General features: G+C 40.1%; 24 protein-coding genes. 17 read left to right on the forward strand and 7 right to left on the reverse strand.

All coding sequences use genetic code 11. From position 1 onward, the window contains the following. The first annotated feature begins 6 nt into the window (after positions 1–6). From CDZ88_RS01680 to CDZ88_RS01695, 4 genes are all read left to right on the forward strand, one after another. Positions 7–1536: an acyl-CoA carboxylase subunit beta gene (locus CDZ88_RS01680; RefSeq protein ID WP_100371891.1), complete on the forward strand. Its 1530-nt coding sequence runs from the start codon at positions 7–9 to the stop codon at positions 1534–1536. Between the two features lie 61 nt (positions 1537–1597). After that, positions 1598–3547, forward strand: a complete 1950-nt coding sequence (locus tag CDZ88_RS01685) for an AMP-binding protein (RefSeq protein ID WP_100371892.1) — start codon at positions 1598–1600, stop codon at positions 3545–3547. Between the two features lie 142 nt (positions 3548–3689). Then, positions 3690–3893 carry an alpha/beta-type small acid-soluble spore protein gene (locus tag CDZ88_RS01690; protein ID WP_100371893.1) on the forward strand — a complete coding sequence of 68 codons (204 nt, stop codon included), beginning with the start codon at positions 3690–3692 and terminating at the stop codon, positions 3891–3893. Positions 3894–3957: 64 nt separating this feature from the next. Then, a complete protein-coding gene (locus CDZ88_RS01695) occupies positions 3958–4194 on the forward strand; it encodes a hypothetical protein (RefSeq protein ID WP_100371894.1) in 237 nt (78 codons plus the stop codon). 44 nt (positions 4195–4238) lie between these two features. Here the strand turns inward: CDZ88_RS01695 and CDZ88_RS01700 are convergent, their stop codons facing one another. The 5 genes from CDZ88_RS01700 to CDZ88_RS01715 form a co-directional block, all read right to left on the reverse strand. Next, positions 4239–5342, reverse strand: a complete 1104-nt coding sequence (locus CDZ88_RS01700; protein ID WP_100371895.1) for an ABC transporter ATP-binding protein — start codon at positions 5340–5342, stop codon at positions 4239–4241. A 108-nt stretch (positions 5343–5450) separates the two neighbouring features. After that, on the reverse strand, positions 5451–6485 hold the full coding sequence (locus tag CDZ88_RS01705; RefSeq protein ID WP_198507805.1) for a PucR family transcriptional regulator: 1035 nt from the start codon (positions 6483–6485) through the stop codon (positions 5451–5453). Then, on the reverse strand, positions 6451–6624 hold the full coding sequence (locus tag CDZ88_RS17550) for a hypothetical protein (protein WP_198507806.1): 174 nt from the start codon (positions 6622–6624) through the stop codon (positions 6451–6453). Before CDZ88_RS17550 ends, CDZ88_RS01705 begins: the two co-directional genes overlap by 35 nt. 52 nt (positions 6625–6676) lie before the next feature. Beyond that, positions 6677–6892, reverse strand: a complete 216-nt coding sequence (locus CDZ88_RS01710) for a YheE family protein (RefSeq protein ID WP_100371897.1) — start codon at positions 6890–6892, stop codon at positions 6677–6679. 78 nt (positions 6893–6970) lie between these two features. After that, positions 6971–7438, reverse strand: coding sequence for a GNAT family N-acetyltransferase (locus CDZ88_RS01715; protein ID WP_100371898.1), 468 nt, complete (start codon positions 7436–7438; stop codon positions 6971–6973). A gap of 146 nt (positions 7439–7584) precedes the next feature. On the opposite strand from CDZ88_RS01715, the gene CDZ88_RS01720 reads away from it, so the two are divergent. Then, positions 7585–8724, forward strand: a complete 1140-nt coding sequence (locus CDZ88_RS01720; protein WP_100371899.1) for a DUF445 domain-containing protein — start codon at positions 7585–7587, stop codon at positions 8722–8724. A gap of 117 nt (positions 8725–8841) precedes the next feature. Continuing rightward, positions 8842–9195, forward strand: coding sequence for a YlbF/YmcA family competence regulator (locus tag CDZ88_RS01725; RefSeq protein WP_100371900.1), 354 nt, complete (start codon positions 8842–8844; stop codon positions 9193–9195). A gap of 51 nt (positions 9196–9246) precedes the next feature. On the opposite strand, the gene CDZ88_RS01730 is transcribed toward CDZ88_RS01725, so the two are convergent. Next, entirely contained in the window at positions 9247–9447 is a 201-nt protein-coding gene (locus CDZ88_RS01730) for a hypothetical protein (protein WP_100371901.1), read from the reverse strand. 167 nt (positions 9448–9614) lie between these two features. Here CDZ88_RS01730 and CDZ88_RS01735 point away from each other — a divergent pair, with 167 nt between their 5' ends. Beyond that, positions 9615–10463, forward strand: a complete 849-nt coding sequence (locus tag CDZ88_RS01735) for a Cof-type HAD-IIB family hydrolase (RefSeq protein ID WP_100371902.1) — start codon at positions 9615–9617, stop codon at positions 10461–10463. A 1574-nt stretch (positions 10464–12037) separates the two neighbouring features. Here CDZ88_RS01735 and CDZ88_RS01745 read toward each other — a convergent pair. Next, complete coding sequence (locus CDZ88_RS01745; protein WP_100371904.1) at positions 12038–12220, reverse strand: YhzD family protein; 183 nt, start codon at positions 12218–12220, stop codon at positions 12038–12040. Positions 12221–12388: 168 nt separating this feature from the next. On the opposite strand from CDZ88_RS01745, the gene CDZ88_RS01750 reads away from it, so the two are divergent. The 10 genes from CDZ88_RS01750 (at position 12389) to CDZ88_RS01795 (ending at position 20706) form a co-directional block, all read left to right on the forward strand. Continuing rightward, a complete protein-coding gene (locus CDZ88_RS01750) occupies positions 12389–13123 on the forward strand; it encodes a hypothetical protein (protein WP_100371905.1) in 735 nt (244 codons plus the stop codon). A gap of 30 nt (positions 13124–13153) precedes the next feature. Further along, positions 13154–13540, forward strand: a complete 387-nt coding sequence (locus CDZ88_RS01755; RefSeq protein ID WP_100371906.1) for a GntR family transcriptional regulator — start codon at positions 13154–13156, stop codon at positions 13538–13540. Between the two features lie 13 nt (positions 13541–13553). Next, positions 13554–14423, forward strand: a complete 870-nt coding sequence (locus tag CDZ88_RS01760) for an ATP-binding cassette domain-containing protein (protein WP_100371907.1) — start codon at positions 13554–13556, stop codon at positions 14421–14423. Positions 14424–14466: 43 nt separating this feature from the next. Then, complete coding sequence (locus CDZ88_RS01765) at positions 14467–15366, forward strand: ABC transporter ATP-binding protein (protein ID WP_100371908.1); 900 nt, start codon at positions 14467–14469, stop codon at positions 15364–15366. Then, positions 15359–16624 (forward strand): ABC transporter permease, encoded by a 1266-nt coding sequence (locus tag CDZ88_RS01770; protein ID WP_100371909.1) that lies wholly within the window; start codon positions 15359–15361, stop codon positions 16622–16624. The genes CDZ88_RS01765 and CDZ88_RS01770 overlap by 8 nt, the downstream gene beginning before the upstream one ends. Before the next feature lie 85 nt (positions 16625–16709). Continuing rightward, on the forward strand, positions 16710–16976 hold the full coding sequence (locus CDZ88_RS01775) for a hypothetical protein (RefSeq protein WP_100371910.1): 267 nt from the start codon (positions 16710–16712) through the stop codon (positions 16974–16976). 60 nt (positions 16977–17036) lie between these two features. After that, positions 17037–17774 (forward strand): membrane protein insertase YidC, encoded by a 738-nt coding sequence (gene yidC / locus CDZ88_RS01780; RefSeq protein WP_100374562.1) that lies wholly within the window; start codon positions 17037–17039, stop codon positions 17772–17774. A 109-nt stretch (positions 17775–17883) separates the two neighbouring features. Next, positions 17884–18246 carry a hypothetical protein gene (locus CDZ88_RS01785; protein WP_100371911.1) on the forward strand — a complete coding sequence of 121 codons (363 nt, stop codon included), beginning with the start codon at positions 17884–17886 and terminating at the stop codon, positions 18244–18246. Between the two features lie 382 nt (positions 18247–18628). Continuing rightward, complete coding sequence (locus CDZ88_RS01790) at positions 18629–19312, forward strand: response regulator transcription factor (protein ID WP_100371912.1); 684 nt, start codon at positions 18629–18631, stop codon at positions 19310–19312. Next, a complete protein-coding gene (locus tag CDZ88_RS01795; protein WP_100371913.1) occupies positions 19309–20706 on the forward strand; it encodes a sensor histidine kinase in 1398 nt (465 codons plus the stop codon). Before CDZ88_RS01790 ends, CDZ88_RS01795 begins: the two co-directional genes overlap by 4 nt. Positions 20707–20746 lie beyond the last annotated feature (40 nt).

Here is a 20746-nt window from a genome sequence, read left to right on the forward strand (position 1 = left end):
GTTCATATGTCATTTGAAAAAATACTCCAAGAGCGAGTGGAAACGATCAAAAAAGGTGGGGCGGAAAAATATCACTCGAGCAACGCGGAAAAAGGGAAACTTTTTGTCCGTGATCGACTCGAGAAATTATTTGATGAAGGTGTTGAGCTTGAGGACGGGCTGTTTGCAAATTGTCAAGCAGAGGGACTACCAGCAGACGGCGTCGTGACTGTTATAGGTAAGATTGATGGCCAAACGGTGTGTGTGATGGCCAATGATTCAACCATCAAAGCGGGATCTTGGGGCGCTAGAACGGTAGAAAAAATCATCCGTATTCAAGAGACAGCTGAAAAACTGAACGTACCAATGTTGTATTTAGTTGATTCAGCCGGAGCTAGAATTACAGACCAAGTCGAGATGTTTCCAGGTCGTAGAGGAGCCGGACGAATTTTTTACAATCAAGTGAAGCTCTCAGGACGTGTCCCACAAATCTGCGTATTGTTTGGTCCGTCGGCAGCAGGTGGAGCGTATATCCCTGCTTTTTGTGACATTGTGATTATGGTCGATGGAAATGCGTCGATGTATCTCGGTTCGCCGCGTATGGCGGAAATGGTCATTGGTGAAAAAGTGTCGCTAGAGGAAATGGGCGGGGCGAAAATGCATTGTTCGGTCTCAGGCTGCGGAGATGTGTTAGCCAAAACAGAAGAAGAGGCCATTCAAATGGCTCGTGAGTATTTATCTTACTTCCCAGCAAATTACGGGGAACTACCGCCAGAAGTACTTCCAGCTGAGCCAAAAGCGTTTGAAAAAACAGTCGATGAGATTATTCCGAAAAACCAAAATGCTCCTTTCAATATGCATGACTTGATTGAGCGCGTCATTGACGAGGACTCGTTCTTTGAAATAAAGAAATTATTTGCGCCTGAACTCATTACAGGACTAGCAAGAATGGACGGAAAGCCAGTCGGTATTATTGCGAATCAACCTCGTGCAAAAGGTGGCGTATTGTTCCATGATTCTGCGGATAAAGCAGCTAAGTTTATTAATTTATGCGATGCCTACCATATTCCACTCGTTTTCCTTGCTGATATTCCTGGATTTATGATTGGAACGAAAGTTGAGAGAGCTGGCATCATTCGTCACGGGGCGAAAATGATTTCGGCGATGAGCGAAGCAACCGTTCCGAAGATCTCAATTATTGTGAGAAAAGCCTATGGCGCTGGTCTATATGCGATGGCTGGTCCTGCTTTCGAGCCAGATTGTTGCTTAGCTCTACCCAATGCTCAAATTGCAGTAATGGGTCCAGAAGCTGCGGTGAATGCTGTCTATGCTAACAAAATCGCTGAACTTCCGGAGGAGGAGCGAGCAGCCTTTGTTGAAGAAAAGCGCCAAGAATACAAAGAAAATATTGATGTGTACCGTTTGGCCTCTGAAATGGTCATCGATGGCATTATTCAAGGAAATGACCTGCGTAAAGAACTCATCACACGTTTAGAAACATACCGCACAAAGGAGCTTCAATTTACACACCGTAAGCACCCCGTGTATCCAGTATAAGACCGAAGCGGGCACATATATCTTATGTGTCCGTTTTTTCTAAAAAGGAGGACTCGTAGATATGAGCGAAACGTTGTGGCACCCCACTCAACAATATGTCGAACAAACAAGGCTATATCAATGGATGAAGAAATTAGGAATGAATAATTATGATGACTTTTACAAAAAATCAATTGATGACGTTGCTTGGTTTTGGCATGAAGCAGAAAAAGAGTTAGAGATCCCATGGTATGAACCTTACACACAAACATTGAATGACTCAAACGGAATTGAGTGGCCTCTGTGGTTTGATCAAGGCACGTTAAATGCCACACATGCCTCCATTGGGAAGTGGGTAAATGATGAGGAAATGAAAAATGAAAAGGCGATAATTTGGGAAGGAGAAACGGGCGAGACGCGGACGTTTACTTTCTTAGAATTAGAGGAGGAAGTTGCGCGGATTGCTGGTGGATTAAGAAAAATTGGTCTAAAGCGTGGAGACGTTGCGGGGATTTACATGCCGATGATTCCTGAGACGGTCATTGCGATGATGGCCATTTCAAAAATTGGGGCAATCTTTGCGCCTGTTTTCTCAGGGTACGGGGCAGAGGCGGTGGCGACGAGGTTACAAGCCTCTGAAGCAAAAGTATTAATTACGGCAGATGGGTTTATGAGGCGTGGCAAAGCCGTCATGATGAAAGAGGAAGCAAGCGAAGCGGCAAGTTTAGCTCCGACAATCGAGAAGGTTGTCGTTGTTCGAAGGCTGAAAGCAAATGTATCGTGGGACGATCATATCGATGTTGATTGGCAAAGGCTACGTAGGGCCGAAACATTTGAACGCACAGAGCGAATGGATTCTCATGAAGCATTAATGCTACTCTACACATCTGGTACAACAGGAAAACCAAAAGGAGCAGTACATACGCATAGTGGTTTTCCAATCAAAGCGGCTTTTGATGCAGGGATTTGTATGGATGTGAAGAAACATGACGTCTTGTTTTGGTACACCGATATGGGATGGATGATGGGACCTTTTCTCGTTTACGGAGGTTTGATGAACGGAGCAACGGTGATGTTATACGAAGGGACACCTGACTTTCCTAAGCCTAACCGAATATGGGAGCTGGTCGATAAGCATGCAGTGACGCATTTAGGAATTTCTCCAACATTAATTCGCTCGCTAATGACAAAAGGTGACGATTGGGTAGATCAACATTCTCTTCAATCACTAAAAGTGATAGGGTCCACAGGTGAGCCTTGGAATCCAGAACCATGGTTATGGTTGTTTAATACGGTTGGAAAGAAACAACTACCGATCTTTAATTATTCTGGCGGAACTGAAATCGCTGGTGGGATTTTAGGAAATGTTTTGCTTCGCCCGATTGGCCCGATTACGTTTAATTCACCGCTTCCTGGTATGGCTGCCGATGTATATGATGAGTCAGGACAGTCGTTAGATGGTGCTGTGGGTGAACTCGTTATCACAAAACCATGGGTAGGCATGACGAAAGGATTTTGGCGCGATTCGGAGCGTTATCTTGATACGTATTGGAGTCGTTTTAAAGATACATGGGTGCATGGAGATTGGGTAATAAAAGATGATGAGGGTCAATGGACGATTACTGGTCGATCAGATGATATTTTAAATGTGGCTGGAAAGCGGTTAGGACCTGCTGAAGTTGAGTCGGTCTTAGTCGGGCATCAGAATGTGAGAGAAGCAGGTGTAATCGGTATTCCAGATGACGTCAAAGGGGAAGCTGCCGTTTGTTTTGCTGTGTTAAATGAACACGTCGAATCCTCAGAAACTTTACGAGGAGAGTTACTGACTCTTGTTGCGGAAAAACTAGGCAAAGCATTGAAACCCAAAGAGATATACTTTGTTTCTGATTTACCTAAAACAAGAAATGCTAAAGTGATGCGAAGAGCAATTAAAGCATCTTATTTAGGTCGGGAATTAGGAGATATATCCGCTTTAGAAAATGCGGAAATTTTAACCGAAATTCGTGCATTAGATCAGCGTACTAGGAAATAGTAGGAAGCGGGGGCGACAAACGTCATCTCCGCTTTTTCATGTACTTAAAAACTACTACTAATTACCAATAGAAATATTAATTGATTCATACATAAGCAACTAAAAAAAAACCAAACTATGAGTACACAAGGAGGTGAGACACATGGCGAACAACAACAGTTCAAATCAACTTGTCGTACCTGGTGTACAACAAGCACTAGATCAAATGAAATATGAAATTGCTACAGAGTTTGGCGTACAATTAGGACCTGATTCTACAGCTCGTGCAAACGGTTCTGTAGGTGGGGAAATCACTAAGCGTTTAGTTCAAATGGCTGAGCAACAAATGAGTGGATATCAACAATAATCAAATAATATGGCTGATAAGAGGTGGGATTGCCCACCTCTTCTTTTACGAGGAGAGTGATGACATGAAAATATGTCCGGCTTGCAATGGATTCGTGACGTTTCAGCTATCTTGTGATGTTTGTTACAAACCTCTTATTGTGTATGGTAGAGTTTCTGATTATGTCGATGACTACAGCGCATATGAAGAATATGAACAAATAACAGATCATCGTGAATCAACCAACGATTATGGTTGTCAGCATTATATAGGGTGTCAAGAGTGCAATTCATCATCTGTTTATACGTTTCAAGAAACATAAAAAAAAACGACTCAACCAGCAAGTGGCGAGTCGTTTTTTTTATGTTAGTCCTTTTTGATACGTAATTCAGTTTCTGTATCAAAGAAATGAGCTTTGTTCATATCAAAGGCAAGATCAAGTGATTGACCACCTTCAATGTCTGTACGTGAGTCAATACGTGCAACGAATTCTTGACCGTGTACCGACGAGTAAAGAACCGTTTCTGCACCTGTTAATTCTGCTAGGTCGATATCAGCCTTGATTTTCGTTTCAGGAGAAGATTCAATAAATAGAAGCTCATCATGGATATCTTCAGGACGAATGCCTAGAATGATCTCTTTGTCTCCGTAGCCTTTATCACGTAAGTTCGCAAGTTTACCGGCAGGAACTTTGACAGCGACATCGCCAACTTTAAATGTATCTCCTTCAAGTCGCCCGCTTAAGAAGTTCATAGAAGGTGATCCGATAAAGCCACCAACGAAAACATTTTCAGGGTTATCGTATACATCCTTAGGTGTTCCAACTTGCTGAATATATCCATCTTTCATGATGACAATTCGTGTAGCCATTGTCATTGCTTCTGTTTGATCATGTGTTACGTAGATCGTCGTTGTTTGAAGACGCTTATGGAGCTTTGTGATTTCTGCACGCATTTGAACACGTAGTTTCGCATCTAAGTTTGATAACGGCTCATCCATTAAGAATACTTGAGGATCACGAACGATTGCACGACCTAAAGCGACACGTTGGCGTTGTCCACCCGACATTGCTTTTGGTTTACGATCTAGCATTTCTTCTAGTCCTAAAATCTTCGCAGCATCACGAACACGACGGTCAATTTCTTCTTTTTTGAACTTACGAAGTTTCAGACCAAATGCCATGTTTTCATAGACGTTCATATGTGGATATAGAGCGTAGTTCTGGAAAACCATCGCAATGTCACGATCTTTTGGTGGTACGTCATTGACTCGGCGTTCACCGATATATAGGTCACCTTTTGAAATGTCTTCAAGTCCTGCAATCATACGTAATGTTGTTGACTTACCGCAACCAGATGGGCCAACGAATACGATAAACTCCTTATCTTTAATGTCTAAATTAAAATCTGTAACCGCTGTCACATCACCGTCATAGATTTTATAAATGTTCTTTAATTGAATGTCTGACATGTTAAGTCCCTCCTAAATGTTGTTGCCTTTATTGTAAACCCTTTCATGAATGGTAGGCTATGGACAAGATGCACAAGCTTTCTGATCAAAACTGTGCATCTTGACGATTTATGAGGATTCATTGTGTAACATGATAAGTAAATAAACAAGAGCGGCTTGTGGGAAATGTTTAATATCAAGACCTGTGCGCTCTACAAATTTATCAATGCGGTACTGCAAGCTGTTACGATGCATATGAAGTGCTTTAGCAGCCTGAGTTGTATTTAGATTATGATCGAAGAACGTTGAGATACTCGTTAAGAGTTCTTTGTCTTTCGATAGATCCTCACCAATCAATCGATAGATCAGCGGAGTGGTTTCCTCTTTTGAAATCGTACGCATTAAATCGAGCGGTATCAGTTCATGCTCATGGTACACATGCTTCTTTGTCTGGTTTTTCTTCAAATGATAAAAAGCCTTTCTCTGCCACTCAAAGGCTGCTTTCGTTTGTGAAACCTCTGTTTTTAACCCAATCATTAGATAAAGATCAATGTAGAAGTCAGTGGCAATGGCCTCGACAAAGCCTTCATAATCAACAGGGTCAAAATAATCTTCGACTAAAAGGACAAGAACCGCATATTGCTCATCGATCCAAACTAAGCTCTCTGTTTGCGGAATCGCAGCATGTAATGTTTCGGAAAACGAGGGGTAGTCATCAATCGTTTCATCGAGAAAAAGATGAATAAACTGAACATCCTTATTTATAGGAGGAACAGTCGAATCGTGAAGGAGCCACTCTGTCCATAAGCGATCAGATGTCGATGTTGGTTGAGGTAGATGCTGGTATTCTTTATAGAGTAAAACAAGTAGAGCCTGTTCCTTCTCTGATAATCGGTCTTTCCAAAATCCTATAGGAGTAGAGCCAGCAGGGTGTATCCACAACACATCAGAGTGCGGAGGAGTCAAGCTTGGTTCTACTTGTGCATCGTGAAATAATCGTTTGATATTGTCATCCATTGTTCCATTGTTCACCTCGTACATTCTTATTGCTTTGTTGAAGTATAACAAATAACGAACGACTTCAAAACCAAAACCCTCCCCACGGTTTGTGAGAAGGGCGACTGTTTTATTATTTATTTTCGTTTGAATGATCCTCTGGCTCAAGATCACGTGACTCTTCAATAAGTCCGGCGTGCGTACCGTTAACCACTCCGCCACCAAGCCCCTCATTAATCATGCGGTCAATGTCCATAAAAAAATCATCGCGACCTTCGTGATTGGATTCTTTCTTCTTTTCTGACATCTCAAATCCCTCCTTTATTCCATAGGATGGATGGATCAGAGAAATCTATGCATTAATGCTCCTCATATACATGATAGAGCATGAGGTCATGAATTCTCGGCTCAAGTTCTTGTCGCTGTTCTACACTCGGTGTAGGTTGGCCCCATGTCATCGAACCGTCTTTATGATAGCTCCCAGTTAAATACTGACCTTGATAATAAAATGAGAACGCCCATTCCTGACGAACTAAGTTGTTTCGAATTTCTTTCCATTGAAAATGCGAGATCATTGAAAAGTCCCCTCCTGACATCTAGCTACTATAAGTTAAGCGATTACATTAACTATAGCATGTCAAAGCCAAGCGGTGTTAGGCTTCTTTTTCTGAAATGTCATCGGAGTGCCAGTGTCCACCTCCAAACCATAAATACACGTAACCATCAGCTCCTTCTGCATACGAAAAACAGACAAGACCCGATTGCAAGGCTTGTTTAATTGATTTTTCATGGTTATAACGAATCTTTTTATAAAGCACACCTAAGTCTTGCATTACAGCTTGAATTAAGCTAGATAATACGTGCGTGTGTTGATAATGAGGAGATAGTACAATTTCCGATAAGCTTGAACCATAGCTTGCCACTGCCGATACAGCGATGATCTTCCCATCCCACAAAGCGAGTTTTATCGATGTGCCAGGCTCTTCAATATGATGTTTTTTTAATTGGAAGATCCAGGAGTAAACGCACTTTGAGGGGGTTTTATCAAATCTTTTACTAAAGCGAAGAAGGGGACGACGGTATTTTTCCCAGTTTTCATAAGAGATTGTCACGATCTTCATCGTTCATTCCTCCTTAATTCTAAGTTTCACGTAAGTCTTGGGATGATCCAAGATTTTCTAAACTTCAACTAGCAAACAGAGAGTTTCGTATCGTATACTATGTGATATGTGCCTAGAAGGTGATAAACAGAAAGGGTGACGATCTGTTGCAGACAGCTTGGTTTATTGGATTTATGGTTATAGTTGGCGCCGTCATTGGTGGGATGACTAATTCACTTGCCATTAAAATGTTATTTCGACCATATACAGAAAAAAGAATTTGGAAATGGCGTGTTCCATTTACACCAGGATTAATTCCAAAGCGCCATCAAGAATTAGCGACGCAATTAGGTCATATGGTCGTTCGTTATTTGTTAACAGCAGAAGGACTTGGTAACAAACTCAAAAGTGCTACCTTTATAAATGGTATGAATAGCTGGCTTCAGTCGGAATTAAAAGCATTATTACGAAGTGAGCAGACGATTGCCCATCTCCTCGAGCAGAAGTTCTCAACGACGAACCCAAGACAACTCATGGTAAAGAAAACAAACGAGTTTATTGGCAGTGGGTATGACCGTTTTTTTGAAGAGAATCGACAGAAGTCCATTGCAGAAGTCGTACCAATTGGTGTATTAAATAAGATGGATGAAAGTACACCTATGATTGCTCAATTTTTATTAGAGCGTGGTCAAACTCTCTTTAGTAGTGAAGAAGGCAAAGAGCGACTGAGTCAGATGATCGATCGGTTCTTATTAAATAAAGGTACGTTAGGCAATATGGTTTCAATGTTTTTAGGGAATGAACGTCTTGTCGATAAACTTCAACCAGAATTAATGAAGTTTATGCGTGATGATGGAACGAAGAAAATGGTAGAAGGTATCTTAAAAAGTGAGTGGGACAAGTTAAAGAAAAAAGAGTTCGCGCTAGTTGAAGAGCAGCTCGATCGTGACGAAGTCGTTCGCTATGTTACGGAGGTAATTGAGGCAAATGTTCCCGCCTTTCAATGGATAGAGCAACCTTTATCAGAATGGACATCATCTTATGAAGAGCCTTTATTAACAAAAGTTGTACCGAAGCTTGTAGATGCAACGGCCGATTTACTTGCGACTCATTTAGAAGGATTGTTGGAACGATTGCATTTAGAAGAGATTGTTCGTGAACAAGTAGAAGCGTTCAGTGTCGAGCGTCTAGAGGAGCTTGTCTTAACGATTTCTAAGAAAGAATTTAAGATGATTACCTACCTCGGAGCACTATTAGGTGGGATGATTGGATTGATTCAAGGTTTAATCGTTCATTTTATCGGGTAAATTACAGATGAGAGAGACGTAATGCTGTAACAATTGTTTGAATTCGGCATATAGGATGAATTGTCGAGTTGAACATGTTATAGTCGTTAGGACTATGTTTTTAGGAGGACGTTATAAATGTCAAATGTATACGATAAGGCTCATGAACTTAAGAAAGCAATCTCTGAGAGTGAGGAGTTCTCTACTCTTAAAGCAATGCACGAGGAAATTGAAGCAGACGATATTGCGAAGAAGATGTTAGAAAACTTCCGTAATCTTCAATTAGAGCTTCAACAAAAGCAAATGCAAGGTGTTCAAATCACTGAAGAGGAAGCTCAAAAAGCACAACAACAATTCGAGCTTGTTCAACAGCATGAGCTAATCTCTAAATTAATGGAAGCAGAGCAACGTCTAAGCGTAATCATTGGTGACATCAACAAAATCATCACTGAGCCATTAGAAGAAATCTACGGTAACCCAGGCGCTGAGTAATTGTATTTATAGAAAAAAGATCACAGACAATTTGTCTGTGATCTTTTTTTGTTAGGAAGATGGTGTCGACTTTTTGATCTTCTTGCTAATGATCATGGCCATATGGAGTACAAAACCAGCAAAAAGCCCAACAGCCGCTGCACCGCTTATAGAAAGGATATAATCTTGTATCGTTTCACCTTGTAACTGAAGAGTGGTAAGTAAAATAAAAACAACTGGAATAATGAGATAAAATTGTACAAAAGATTTCATAGGAACTCCTTCTACTATCAGTGTATTCTCACTTCAAAGTATAGCGAAATTGAGCAGGTTCGTCTATCTGCTTTTCATGTTCTAATTTACGATGAGGCAACATACAGTCTAGAGAACAGACAGGCAGACAAAGATGTGTCGTCGTAAAGAAAAAAGGGGGAAGCAGCATGACGTACCGATTATTAGCCCTGAACATTGATGGGACCTTAATTGGCTCAAACGCCAAAATCTCAAAACAGACGAAAGCAGCTATTGAGTATGTGAAACAAAAAAATGTTTATGTCACTTTGGTTACTTCAAGGCCGCATCGATCGGCAGAACGGATCGCAAAATCATTAAAGCTAGATAGTAGTTATCTGGTGACAAATGGGGGGGCGTGTGTGGCAGAGGATATCGAAGATCCTTTGTCAATCAAACGCATCAACATCAATACTACCCTTCAATTGGTGGAGGTATTAGAGCAATATGACTGTCATATTCGTGTGCTGCATGAAAGCTTTGCGATAGGAAATAAAGTGCGTCAAAAAAGCCAGCTCATTGCCAAAATGACTATTGGTGTAGGCGACCCACTCTTTTATCCTGTTTCTTTTGTAGATTCAGTTTACGATCGTCTCATGCAAGAAGCGATTGCACCACCAAAGGTACAGGTACAATTTTTTGATGAGGTAGAACAAGAATCTGCATTAAAACAAGTGAAGGACATGGTTAAAGGAATCAAGATTGCTTCGGTAAATAAAGGAAAAGTCGATATTGTATCAGAAGATGTATCCAAATTAAATGGCTTACAACTTGTCGGCCAAAAATTAGGCATATCTCTGCAAGAAATGGTAGCAGTCGGCTCATACGAAGATGATATAGAAATGCTTGAACAAGTAGGATTGGGCGTGGCGATGGGGAACGGAGAGAAATCGGTCAAACAAGTCGCGGACTGGGTGACTAGATCAAACGACCAAAATGGCGTTTCCTACATGATTCGCGAAGTGTTTCGTAAACAATTACGCGTACAAGTGGAATAAAGTGTAAAAGCACCGTCCCATTTGCAATAGGGACGGTGTTTTTATCTATTTTAGGGAAACGAGGTAGATTGAACGAGTTATCAAACGACTTCTCGTTGCTTCTTCTAGGTTGGTCGCCCCTCTATACAGCAACTTTCGCGTGAATCGGGCCCGTTTCCGCGCAAGTTCTTTGCTGATGCGAGCGAAATAGGATCATTTCCGCGCAAATGCAGTAAGAAAATGGAAAAAATAGTCGTGGATAAATGTCAGTGATTCAGATAAAACGGATAAAATCCACATTTACAGTAAATCGTTGCTAGCATTCCACTTTTGATATTAAATAAAGTACGCCTCTGATTAGACAACAAAAAGCTAATCGAAAAACTGAAACGAAAGAATAAACCATAGTATCGCAAATCCGAAATCAACAAGGTAGACCCGTCTAGATTCTCTTTGAATATAACTTTCAACCCCATTTATAATGGAACCTACCCCTGCTAAGATGAAGATTGTCCTTATAAAAAAGAAATCCCAACCACTCATTATGCCCATAACCAACAATATCGCCATGGCTATCGTGATTAGACTCCGTACAATAATAATTGGTTTTGTACTTTTCTTATTGCTTATTTTTTTAAAGAATAATCCCATTCAAAAAACACCGCCTGCCATCTATTTATCCTATTAACGCTACCTTTTTTAAGTACATTCCTTCACAGACCTCATAATGATTTTAACATAAAATTACAGTTGCATTCGTTTCATTAGATTGAATTTAGAAAATAAGAGTAGTAGGGACACCTTATTTCACACAATGACAACGATGGATATCAAAATATTATTTAGTATGATAGCTGCTATGTTGATTGGAGCACTGCTTTGAATTTATCGTTATATCAAGAAAAGCACACCAATCCATCAAAATTGGTGTGCTAATTAGTATGCAATCTACAATGATTCTCTAGAAAAATGGAACTTCTTACTTGTTATACGACGGATACCACTTTTAATCTGCCAGAACATTTGCATGACGCCACTAAACGGCACCCTCCGCTTTTGTTGTCTAGCTATGGAGTCCAGCGGCTAGTAAAATTCCGTTCGGCTCGGTCGATAAGTCAACATCGAATCACTGCGTTCTTCGTGTTTCCTTTATCTCGGTCACCGCCCTACATTTTATACGCAGCTTAACGGACTCCTTCGCTTTTCTGTCTAGCTGCGGTTGCCAGAGGCTCGTGGACAAATAACCTGCCAGATGTAAAAGCAAAACGCGCTTTTAATCTGCCAGAACATTTGCATGACGCCTCTAAGCGGCACCCTCCGCTTTTGTTGTCTAGCTATGGAGTCCAGCGGCTAGTAAAATTCCGTTCGGCTCGGTCGATAAGTCAACATCGAATCACTGCGTTCTTCGTGTTTCCTTTATCTCGGTCACCGCCCTACATTTTATACGCAGCTTAACGGACTCCTTCGCTTTTCTGTCTAGCTTCGGCTCCTTGGGATGCGGGGAAAACCGGTGAATCGAACGAAGTCAAAGAGCGACTTCTTATCGCTCCCCCTAGTTTTCCCGCATCCCAGACCAGTCGCCTCCGCTTTTCTGTTTACACATGGAACATGATTAGTTTTCCTGAGCGGGTTAGGCGGTGGGTGTGGTTTTGGTGTTGGTTTTCTGTAATTTTTTTCTGGCCTAATTCTTTTGCTACTTCGTCATTTGCTGCTTCAATTCGTTCGTTTACAAGTACTTCCCCTGAAGGTTCATACACCGTTAAAAAATATTCACTCATCTTGTTTCCTCCTCAACCATTGTAAGAATAGTTTAAATTTAATCGCTTTCATAAGCAAGTTAAATAATAAATGTAAATTTTTTCATTATGTATTGCAATAGGTTATAAGTGGTCATATACTGTATATATAGATATATACACCACTATACTATAACCGAGGTGATTTAGATGTCAGAAGGGAAAATGATACGACAGCTTTTATGGTTTGAATTAAAGAGTACTCCTGTTTTTAAATACCTATTAACATTCTTTGCGATCGCTGTGATTGTTTTTTTAACCAATAATTTAGCTGTAGACATAACAAGTGAAAGCAGGTTACCAGTTTTTTACGATATCATGTTTATCTCTGCAATTTGTGTACCAATATTCATTTTACGATATAAACCTTTTACGATCAGTGATTTAAAGGGAGGGCTATATGCTAGTTCATTTTTTATTCTTTTAAAGCAAACGCCGATCTCAGACAAAGTGATTAGAAAAAGTCGATTTATTATGACGGGCATTTACACATTCGCGCTCAATTCGCTTTTATTCTTGCTGCTTTACTTCTATTCAACGCCTTTTCAGCAATGGCTGTCAGGTACGGAAGCGATTGTTTTATGGATTAGCTGGCTAGCCATTAGTTACTTAATGGGCGGAAGTTTTGCGGCAGGAGAACCAGGTCAAGTGTATACAACAACATACTTGGTTGTTTTCACTGTTGTCTTTTATGGAATCGTAATTGGAATACTGACAGGGTTTAATATTGTTTTTGGAATGCCTATTGTTGCGTGGACGATTATTATGGCACAATCACAACCTTTATTGTTGCTGCTCATATCTTTAGCAACTCTGGTTATTTCTACTCTAATTTTACTTAATGAATACAATCGATATATAAAGTCAGTCGACTATCGTATGTAATGGAAAATCGTATGTGTAAAGGGGGTTCTTATGAAACTACCGATAACCGTTCAAGAAGGAACAAGAACGCCAATCTACCACCAAATTGAAGAGCAAATAAAAGCATTAATCGTGTCGGGGCATGTGACAACTGGAATGCCACTTCCTTCAATTAGAGCTTTATCTAAAGATTTGGCATGCAGTGTCATTACAACGCGCCGTGCCTATCAGAACCTTGAGCAGCAAGGATATATCAAAACGAGCCAAGGTAAAGGAACATTTGTTGCAGAGATCGAGGAAAGCTTAAAAATAGAAACGAAAAACGAGACAGTCTATCAAACATTAAAGCAAGCGATTGAAGTAGGTAGAAGGCATGATTATAGCGATTTAGAATTGAAAGAACTTTTTGAGAAGGTATTAATAGAGGGGATTAAATAAGAGGAGGTTTGTTATGTTAAAGTTGCAAAATGTCAAAAAAGATGTGGATGAATCTTTTCAGCTTGGTCCGATCTCGTTTGATGTAGAGGCTGGGATGACTTACGCTCTCGTTGGAAACAACGGGGCAGGTAAGTCGACACTTTTCCAAATCATCATGGACTTAGTGCATAGAGACGAAGGGCAGATTATTAGACTCCAAGAAACTGGTTCTGCTACAGGTTGGAAGGCAGCTTTTGCCTATGTACCACAAACGACTAAAATGTATCAAGGCTTTTCATTACAGCAATTAGCTGATTTTTTTATGATGAGTTACCCGGGATGGGACCAAACGGAATTTAAACGATTAATTGAGATGTTTCATCTCCCGTTAAAAAAACAAATGGATAAAATGTCTGCTGGAATGCAGAAAAAAGCAATGCTAGCTCTTGCTTTGGCTAGACCAACCACTTTATTACTACTAGATGAACCGTTAGCAGGAGTCGATATTGAAGGCCAAGAGCAGATGAAGGATGAATTGGTTCGTTATATGGAGCGAGGAAAAGAGCAGACGATCGTATTTGCGACCCATTCAGCAGATGAAGTGAAAGTATTAGCAGACTATATTACTTTAATGAAAGATGGTCAATTAGCTGGTAGGTACGAGAAAGATTCATTAATGACGGTGTGGAAACGAATTTGGGTTCGAACTGAGGGAAAAGCCATCCCTTCAATGAATAGTATCTGTCAAATCAGGTCACAAGGATCTTTAACAGAATGTATCGTCTCAGATATTTATAAAGCTGAAGAAGAACTTAGTCGTCATGGTTTAACAATTGAAACTACGCAACAATTAGAATTAGGTGAAATTTTACGATATCTATTAAAATATGAAACAAATGTATAGGAAACTCGTATAAAAATAGAAAACGAGAAAGTGAGGGAATGAAATGACATTAAAAATAGCAAACATTACAAAGCGTTTCGGATCAGCCGTTGCGGTTGATCGCCTCTCTTTGGACATACCAAAGGGAGAACTGTTTGGGATGCTCGGGGCCAATGGAGCCGGAAAAACAACCACATTTCGAATGATGCTGGGACTGTTAGAGCCTTCAGAAGGTGAAATGACGTGGAGCGGAGAAAAGATTGATTACTCAAAGACCAATGTTATTGGGTATTTACCTGAAGAGCGTGGGCTTTACCCGAAATTAAAAGTAAGGGAACAATTGATTTACTTAGGGCGACTGAAAGGCATGCCTAAAAAAGACATTATCATTGAAATGAGAAAATGGCTGGAACAGTTTAAAATTGCAGAGTATGAAACCAAAAGGATCGAAGAGTTATCTAAAGGAAATCAGCAAAAAATTCAATTCATTGCAGCGATCATCCATAAACCTGAACTGCTTATTTTAGATGAACCTTTTAGTGGACTTGACCCAGTGAACGCAGAGTTGTTAAAAGAAGCGGTGTTGGAATTAAAGAATAATGGGACCACTATCATCTTTTCAAGCCACAGAATGGACCATGTAGAAGAACTCTGCCAATTCCTATGTATCATGCATCATGGTCGGCCTGTCGTCCAAGGGAATTTAAGAGAGATTAAACGCAGTTTCCGCAATAAATTTATAGTGATTGAGGGAGATCGCTCATTTGAAACGTTACGAGCATTCCCTGGAGTCATTAATTTTAAACAAAAACAAGAAGGCGTTCGTATCCAAGTGCAAGATGAGGCCGTAGCCAAACAAATCTTTGCTGAGGTAGCTAAAGAAGGATATGTGCGAAAATTTGAAGTTGAGGAACCAAGCTTGAAAGACATCTTTATCGAGAAAGTAGGGACGGACTATGCGTAACTTTAGTATCATTCTTGCTCATACATATAAAAATCGCTTACTGTCAAAGGCATTTTTAATTTCTACAGCCTTTACACTTTTATTTATGCTCATAATGATCAATATGGATCAAATTTTTATGATGTTTGAACGTGATGCAGAAGACCGTTTAACAACGGTGGCGGTACAAGATGAGCGTGGAGATTATTTTGAAGCATTATCAGATCAACTAGAAGTTCACGCGGATCAAATTGAGTTAGTTAACGTAGAGATGTCAGATGATGAGTTATTAGAAGTTGTCTCAACAGGAGAATACGAAGCAGCATTAATCGTTACGACAAACGAAGAAGGCGTACCACAAGCGACGTATTATTCTGATTCTTTAACTCAACAGTTTACTCCGATGCAACTTCAAAGTGCCTTGCAACAAGTTAAAGAATCGAATGCCGCAGAAGGATTGGGATTAAGCAACGAGGAATTAGCTGAGATTTATTCGCCCGTGGTTTTTGAAACTTCTACAGTTAGTGATTCGGCAAGATCTGAAACCGAACTAAATCAAGCAAGATCGATTGTATTCGTTCTAATTTTTATTATCTACTTTTCTGTGTTGCTTTACGGCAATATGATCGCAACAGAAATTGCAACAGAGAAATCGTCAAGAGTGATGGAAATCCTTGTGTCAAGTGCCTCTCCAGTTGCTCAAATGTTTGGGAAAATTGTTGGAATTGGGTTACTAGCCTTAACTCAGTATGCGTTAATTCTAGTTGTTGCAATCACGAGCTCAGTCGTCCGCTCAACAGATTCAGCTAATCCATTATCACAATTACAAGAAATGTTAGGTGGCGATGTAGCCCTCGATCTCATTGGATTTGCGATTCTCTTCTTTATTTTAGGCTATTTACTTTATGCGACACTCGCTGCCACTTTGGGCTCGCTTGTGAGTCGCACGGAAGATGTTAATCAAGTTGTTGGACCTATTAATCTTCTAGTGATTGTGGCGTTCTTTATTGCGATGTTCGGTTTAAATGCACCTGATTCAAGCTTTGTCACGATGGCGTCGTTTATTCCATTTTTCAGTCCGATGATTATGTTTTTACGGATTGGTGTATTAAATGTTCCTGCATGGGAGCTCGCTCTCTCAATCGGGATTCTGGTTGCCTCAATTGCCGCGCTGGCATTTATAGGAGCTAAAATCTTTAAAGGTGGCGTGCTTTTATATGGAAAGACTTCCGCGTTTAAATCGATTAGTAAAGCTCTGCAAATGTCGAAAAAAGAGTAGGGGAAACTGGAAACAAACAACGATTTGTGTCTCGAAATAGATGTGATATGATAAGCCTATCTAAAAAAGAAAGGAGGGCGAATGGATGATTGAAGTGATTACAGATATGACGATGCTCTGGTTTAGTGTCGTGATGACAGTTCTACTCGTTGCGGCGTTTGCGCGTGCGAATGTAGCCAATGTCTGGTATACCTTTCATGTCACGACAAAAGAACAAGTACTCCACACAGAGTGTACGAAGCTAGTAGTTACTTCACTGATTCGCCCTTCATCAAATGTGTATCGACCTAAGATACCTTCTGTTTTTGATAAGGGCCAATCAGACGATGAGCCACATTCTCTTGTTGTTTAACTTCAAACGTTAACACAACAAGGAGGATGACAATTGAAAAATTATAAATGGTTTATCTTGATGATAGTTCTTTTAATGGCACTTACGGGGTGTGCAGCAAATGGACAGCCGATTACTGCCGAAACAGAGGGAGTGTGGAATCACTTTTTTGTTTATCCGCTTTCTTGGTTACTAATCAGCGTGGCGGAATTACTAAATGGTAGCTTTGGTTTATCAATCATTGTCGTGACGATCGTGATTCGATTCTTCTTATTGCCTCTAATGGTAAAACAACAGAAGAGCAGTCGAGCGATGCAAGCCCTTAAACCAGAGATGGAAGCTCTTCAGAAAAAATATAAACAAGGTGAAAAGCGTGATCCAAAAGAACAGCAAAATATGCAAAAAGAGTTGATGGCTCTCTATCGTGACAAGGGTGTGAATCCAATGGCGGGTTGCTTGCCGCTCTTTATCCAGCTCCCAGTCATGATGGCGTTTTATTTTGCGATTATGCGGACAGAAGTTATTGCGCTGCACTCGTTCCTTTGGTTTGATTTAGGCCAACCAGATCCGCTTTATTTATTACCAGTTATCGCGGGAATTACGACATTCTTTCAAGTGAAGATGACGTCATTCCAACTACAAGATCAGATGAAAATCATTATGTACATTATGCCAGTCATGATTGTTGTTGCAGGCGTGACGTTACCATCTGCCTTATCACTATACTGGGTAGTGGGGAATGTGTTTATGATTATTCAAACCTATTTCATTGTAGTTCGCTTTGAGCAACTTAAGCTAAAAACCGAGATATCGAAATAAGATAGCGAGTAGGGACTTCTCTTTTTTGAGAGGTCCTTTTTTGGTTTACTCCGCGTTCACCCAGGACAACGTCTGTGCATACGATGGGCAGTGAAGGAGGGGTTAGATAATGAATCATACACAAGAAATGCAAATGCTCTGTGAGCAGTACATGAACCAAGCGGTGCACACGCAGTTAAACGGGCAACCGGGTTATAATGGAGTTGTAGAATATGTTGATAATGAGCATCTATACCTCATGGTGCCAGTAGATGACAATGGGCAGTACATGGATATGGCTTACATGATGAATGAAATGAATGGAATGCAACCGTTCGAACAAATGCAGCCATCTATGGATCGGCAGTATTACCCGTACTATCCTTATTACCAGCAGCCCTTTTACTATCCGTATTACGGTTACGGCCGACCTAGAAGGTGGAATCGTCTCATATTACCTTTAGCCGCCCTGACAGCTATTGCTTTATTGTAGAGAGAAGAGGAAGCGCCTTACTTAGGTGCTTCCTTTAATTTAAAGCTTTTTAAATATGGGAAATCTAGTTATTTCATGTTATTTGTCATGAATACATAGTCTGAAGTTGAGATATACGTGATAATAAGAAGCAAGTAAAAGATTAAAGAAATAGAAAACAAGGGAGAAACGACAAGATCCGTTCTTACCCGGGAAATATTCGACAGCATTCTTTGGTGCTTTATTGGACAGACTAATGAAGCTTACATGTTGTTAAACTTTTCCTTCAAAACTGGTTTAATTTATAGAATTAGTGGAAAATGTACTAAAATAGGTGTAAAGTCAAAAAGAATTAAGTTAATAGTAATTAAACGATTCGATAGACAAGAAGGAGGATTCGAGAATGGGACAGTATCTCGTTTATCTCGTTGAAGATGAACAAAACTTATCAGAAGTTTTAAAAGCCTATCTTGAAAAAGAAGGTTGGGAAGTTCGTGTATTTAATGATGGCGATGCAGCCCGAGATGCACTTGAGGACAAGCCGCATCTATGGATTCTAGATATTATGTTACCAGGAACAGATGGGTATCAATTATTAAAAGGAATTAAAGAAAATGGGGATACACCTGTTATTTTTATCTCTGCACGAGATCAAGATTTAGATCGTGTACTAGGTCTTGAGATGGGGAGTGACGATTACTTAGCCAAGCCGTTCTTGCCACAAGAATTAGTTATTCGCACGAAAAAGCTGTTGAATCGTGCGTATGGCACCTCATCACAGGATCAAAAGAAGATTGAATTAAATCAGTACATGATTGACCCAGTTGGACGTACTGTAGTTGATTCCGAAGTGAGTGAAGAGGAAATTGTTGATTTAACAACAAAAGAAATGGATCTAATCTTACTGCTAACAGGTGAGATTGGAAAAGCCTTTTCTCGTGAAAAAATTATCGAGCATGTTTGGGGCGAAAATTACTTTGGTTCAGAGCGTGCGGTCGATGATGTAGTGAGACGTGTTCGTAAAAAGATGCCTCGTATTCACCTAGAAACATTATATGGATACGGTTATAGGGTCCTCTCTTCATGATCAAAGTGAACTTAGCCAAACGAATTTGGCTTGCTTTTATTTCACTCATTGTTTTAGTAGGGTTATCGATCATTATTATTTATCCGATCTCTATTAAAGGAACATTAACAGAGGAAACGTATCGCTTGATTGAGACAGCTCAAACAAGATATGCGTATCCTTTACTAGATTTACTCGATCCTAAAGATGATAAGGGCGGTTTTATTGACCGACGTGAAGCAGGGGATATTGGACATTTCTTTATCCATGATACGGTCGGACGAGCTCCAGTGGGGAATGATTTTCCGCCTCCAGATGTATTAATGGAAATGGCTCAAAATGCTTACAAACAAGAATCATCCAGAGGTCGTTATGAAATTCAGTATGGCGAGGCAACTGTTTTTTATGTGATTTCAAAAGCACAAATTGAACGAACGCCCGGCTATCATATTTCATACATGTGGGATACGTATCGTGATCAAATGGTTAATCGGTTATGGGAAAGACTGTTGTATTTATTAATTTTGACAAGTGGACTAAGTTTATTACCAGCTATTTGGCTCAAGCATTATTTAAGACAGCCTTTGATTGTGCTTGGAAATCACTTAGAGCAGATTGCCAATCGCGACTGGAAAGAGCCTCTAAAGTGGGATGGCGATGAAGATTTCCAACGTCTCTCTGATCAATTTGAGAAGATGAGACAAAACCTAAATAGCTACGACCGGGCGCAAAAAACCTTCATTCAACATGCCTCGCATGAGTTGAAGACACCGATAATGGTTATTAAAAGCTATGCTCAATCGGTGAAAGATGGTATTTTACCGAAAGAAAATTTAGAACAAACGATGAATGTCATCATTGAAGAAGGGAATCGAATGGAACGTCGTGTTGTTGATATGCTTTATTACACGAAGTTGGATTCGTTAAAAGAAGAGACGCCAAAGCATGAAGAAATCATCTTTGGCTCAGTAGCCTTTCAAATTGAAGAGCGTTTCCGTGTGCAACGTGAGGACGTGAAAATCAAAATCAATGGTGCAGATACATTAATTCATGGCGATGCTGAACAGCTAGAGGTTTTATTAGAGAATCTCGTTGAAAATGCGTTGCGTTATGCAATAGATACGATTTGGATAACGGCCCAATCATTTGATGACCGTGTAGAAATTAGTGTAGAGAACAATGGTGAACCAATTCAAGAGGTCGATCTTCCGCAAATCTTTAACCCGTTTTATAAGGGTAATAAAGGGAAATTTGGATTAGGGCTTGCGATTGTTAAGCGTATTGCAGAATTACATCAAGGCTACCCTGAAATTGAGAATAGCGATGTTGGTGTGAAGTTCGTTATTACATTCCCTAGACCAGCTGTGATCGAACAACAAGTGAATAAAACGAAGAAGAAGGAGAAGAAGTCATAGTTTGACGCTTCTTCTTTTTCAATTTATACTTATTTCGGTA

The sequence above is a fragment of the Bacillus sp. FJAT-45037 genome (genome assembly GCF_002797325.1).
Taxonomy (GTDB): Bacteria; Bacillota; Bacilli; order Bacillales; family Bacillaceae_D; genus Alkalihalophilus.

Coding starts and splice junctions, on each gene's coding strand:
- CDZ88_RS01790 (WP_100371912.1), top strand. CDS start 18,629: ATGGGACAGTATCTCGTTTATCTCGTTGAAGATGAACAAAACTTATCA.
- CDZ88_RS01765 (WP_100371908.1), top strand. CDS start 14,467: ATGACATTAAAAATAGCAAACATTACAAAGCGTTTCGGATCAGCCGTT.
- CDZ88_RS01760 (WP_100371907.1), top strand. CDS start 13,554: ATGTTAAAGTTGCAAAATGTCAAAAAAGATGTGGATGAATCTTTTCAG.
- CDZ88_RS01735 (WP_100371902.1), top strand. CDS start 9,615: ATGACGTACCGATTATTAGCCCTGAACATTGATGGGACCTTAATTGGC.
- CDZ88_RS01770 (WP_100371909.1), top strand. CDS start 15,359: ATGCGTAACTTTAGTATCATTCTTGCTCATACATATAAAAATCGCTTA.
- CDZ88_RS01685 (WP_100371892.1), top strand. CDS start 1,598: ATGAGCGAAACGTTGTGGCACCCCACTCAACAATATGTCGAACAAACA.
- CDZ88_RS01730 (WP_100371901.1), bottom strand. CDS start 9,447: ATGAAATCTTTTGTACAATTTTATCTCATTATTCCAGTTGTTTTTATT.
- CDZ88_RS01690 (WP_100371893.1), top strand. CDS start 3,690: ATGGCGAACAACAACAGTTCAAATCAACTTGTCGTACCTGGTGTACAA.
- CDZ88_RS01680 (WP_100371891.1), top strand. CDS start 7: ATGTCATTTGAAAAAATACTCCAAGAGCGAGTGGAAACGATCAAAAAA.
- CDZ88_RS01715 (WP_100371898.1), bottom strand. CDS start 7,438: ATGAAGATCGTGACAATCTCTTATGAAAACTGGGAAAAATACCGTCGT.
- CDZ88_RS01745 (WP_100371904.1), bottom strand. CDS start 12,220: ATGAGTGAATATTTTTTAACGGTGTATGAACCTTCAGGGGAAGTACTT.
- CDZ88_RS01710 (WP_100371897.1), bottom strand. CDS start 6,892: ATGATCTCGCATTTTCAATGGAAAGAAATTCGAAACAACTTAGTTCGT.
- CDZ88_RS01695 (WP_100371894.1), top strand. CDS start 3,958: ATGAAAATATGTCCGGCTTGCAATGGATTCGTGACGTTTCAGCTATCT.
- CDZ88_RS01795 (WP_100371913.1), top strand. CDS start 19,309: ATGATCAAAGTGAACTTAGCCAAACGAATTTGGCTTGCTTTTATTTCA.
- CDZ88_RS01785 (WP_100371911.1), top strand. CDS start 17,884: ATGAATCATACACAAGAAATGCAAATGCTCTGTGAGCAGTACATGAAC.
- CDZ88_RS01700 (WP_100371895.1), bottom strand. CDS start 5,342: ATGTCAGACATTCAATTAAAGAACATTTATAAAATCTATGACGGTGAT.
- CDZ88_RS01775 (WP_100371910.1), top strand. CDS start 16,710: ATGATTGAAGTGATTACAGATATGACGATGCTCTGGTTTAGTGTCGTG.
- CDZ88_RS17550 (WP_198507806.1), bottom strand. CDS start 6,624: ATGTCAGAAAAGAAGAAAGAATCCAATCACGAAGGTCGCGATGATTTT.
- CDZ88_RS01755 (WP_100371906.1), top strand. CDS start 13,154: ATGAAACTACCGATAACCGTTCAAGAAGGAACAAGAACGCCAATCTAC.
- CDZ88_RS01750 (WP_100371905.1), top strand. CDS start 12,389: ATGTCAGAAGGGAAAATGATACGACAGCTTTTATGGTTTGAATTAAAG.
- CDZ88_RS01725 (WP_100371900.1), top strand. CDS start 8,842: ATGTCAAATGTATACGATAAGGCTCATGAACTTAAGAAAGCAATCTCT.
- yidC (WP_100374562.1), top strand. CDS start 17,037: ATGATAGTTCTTTTAATGGCACTTACGGGGTGTGCAGCAAATGGACAG.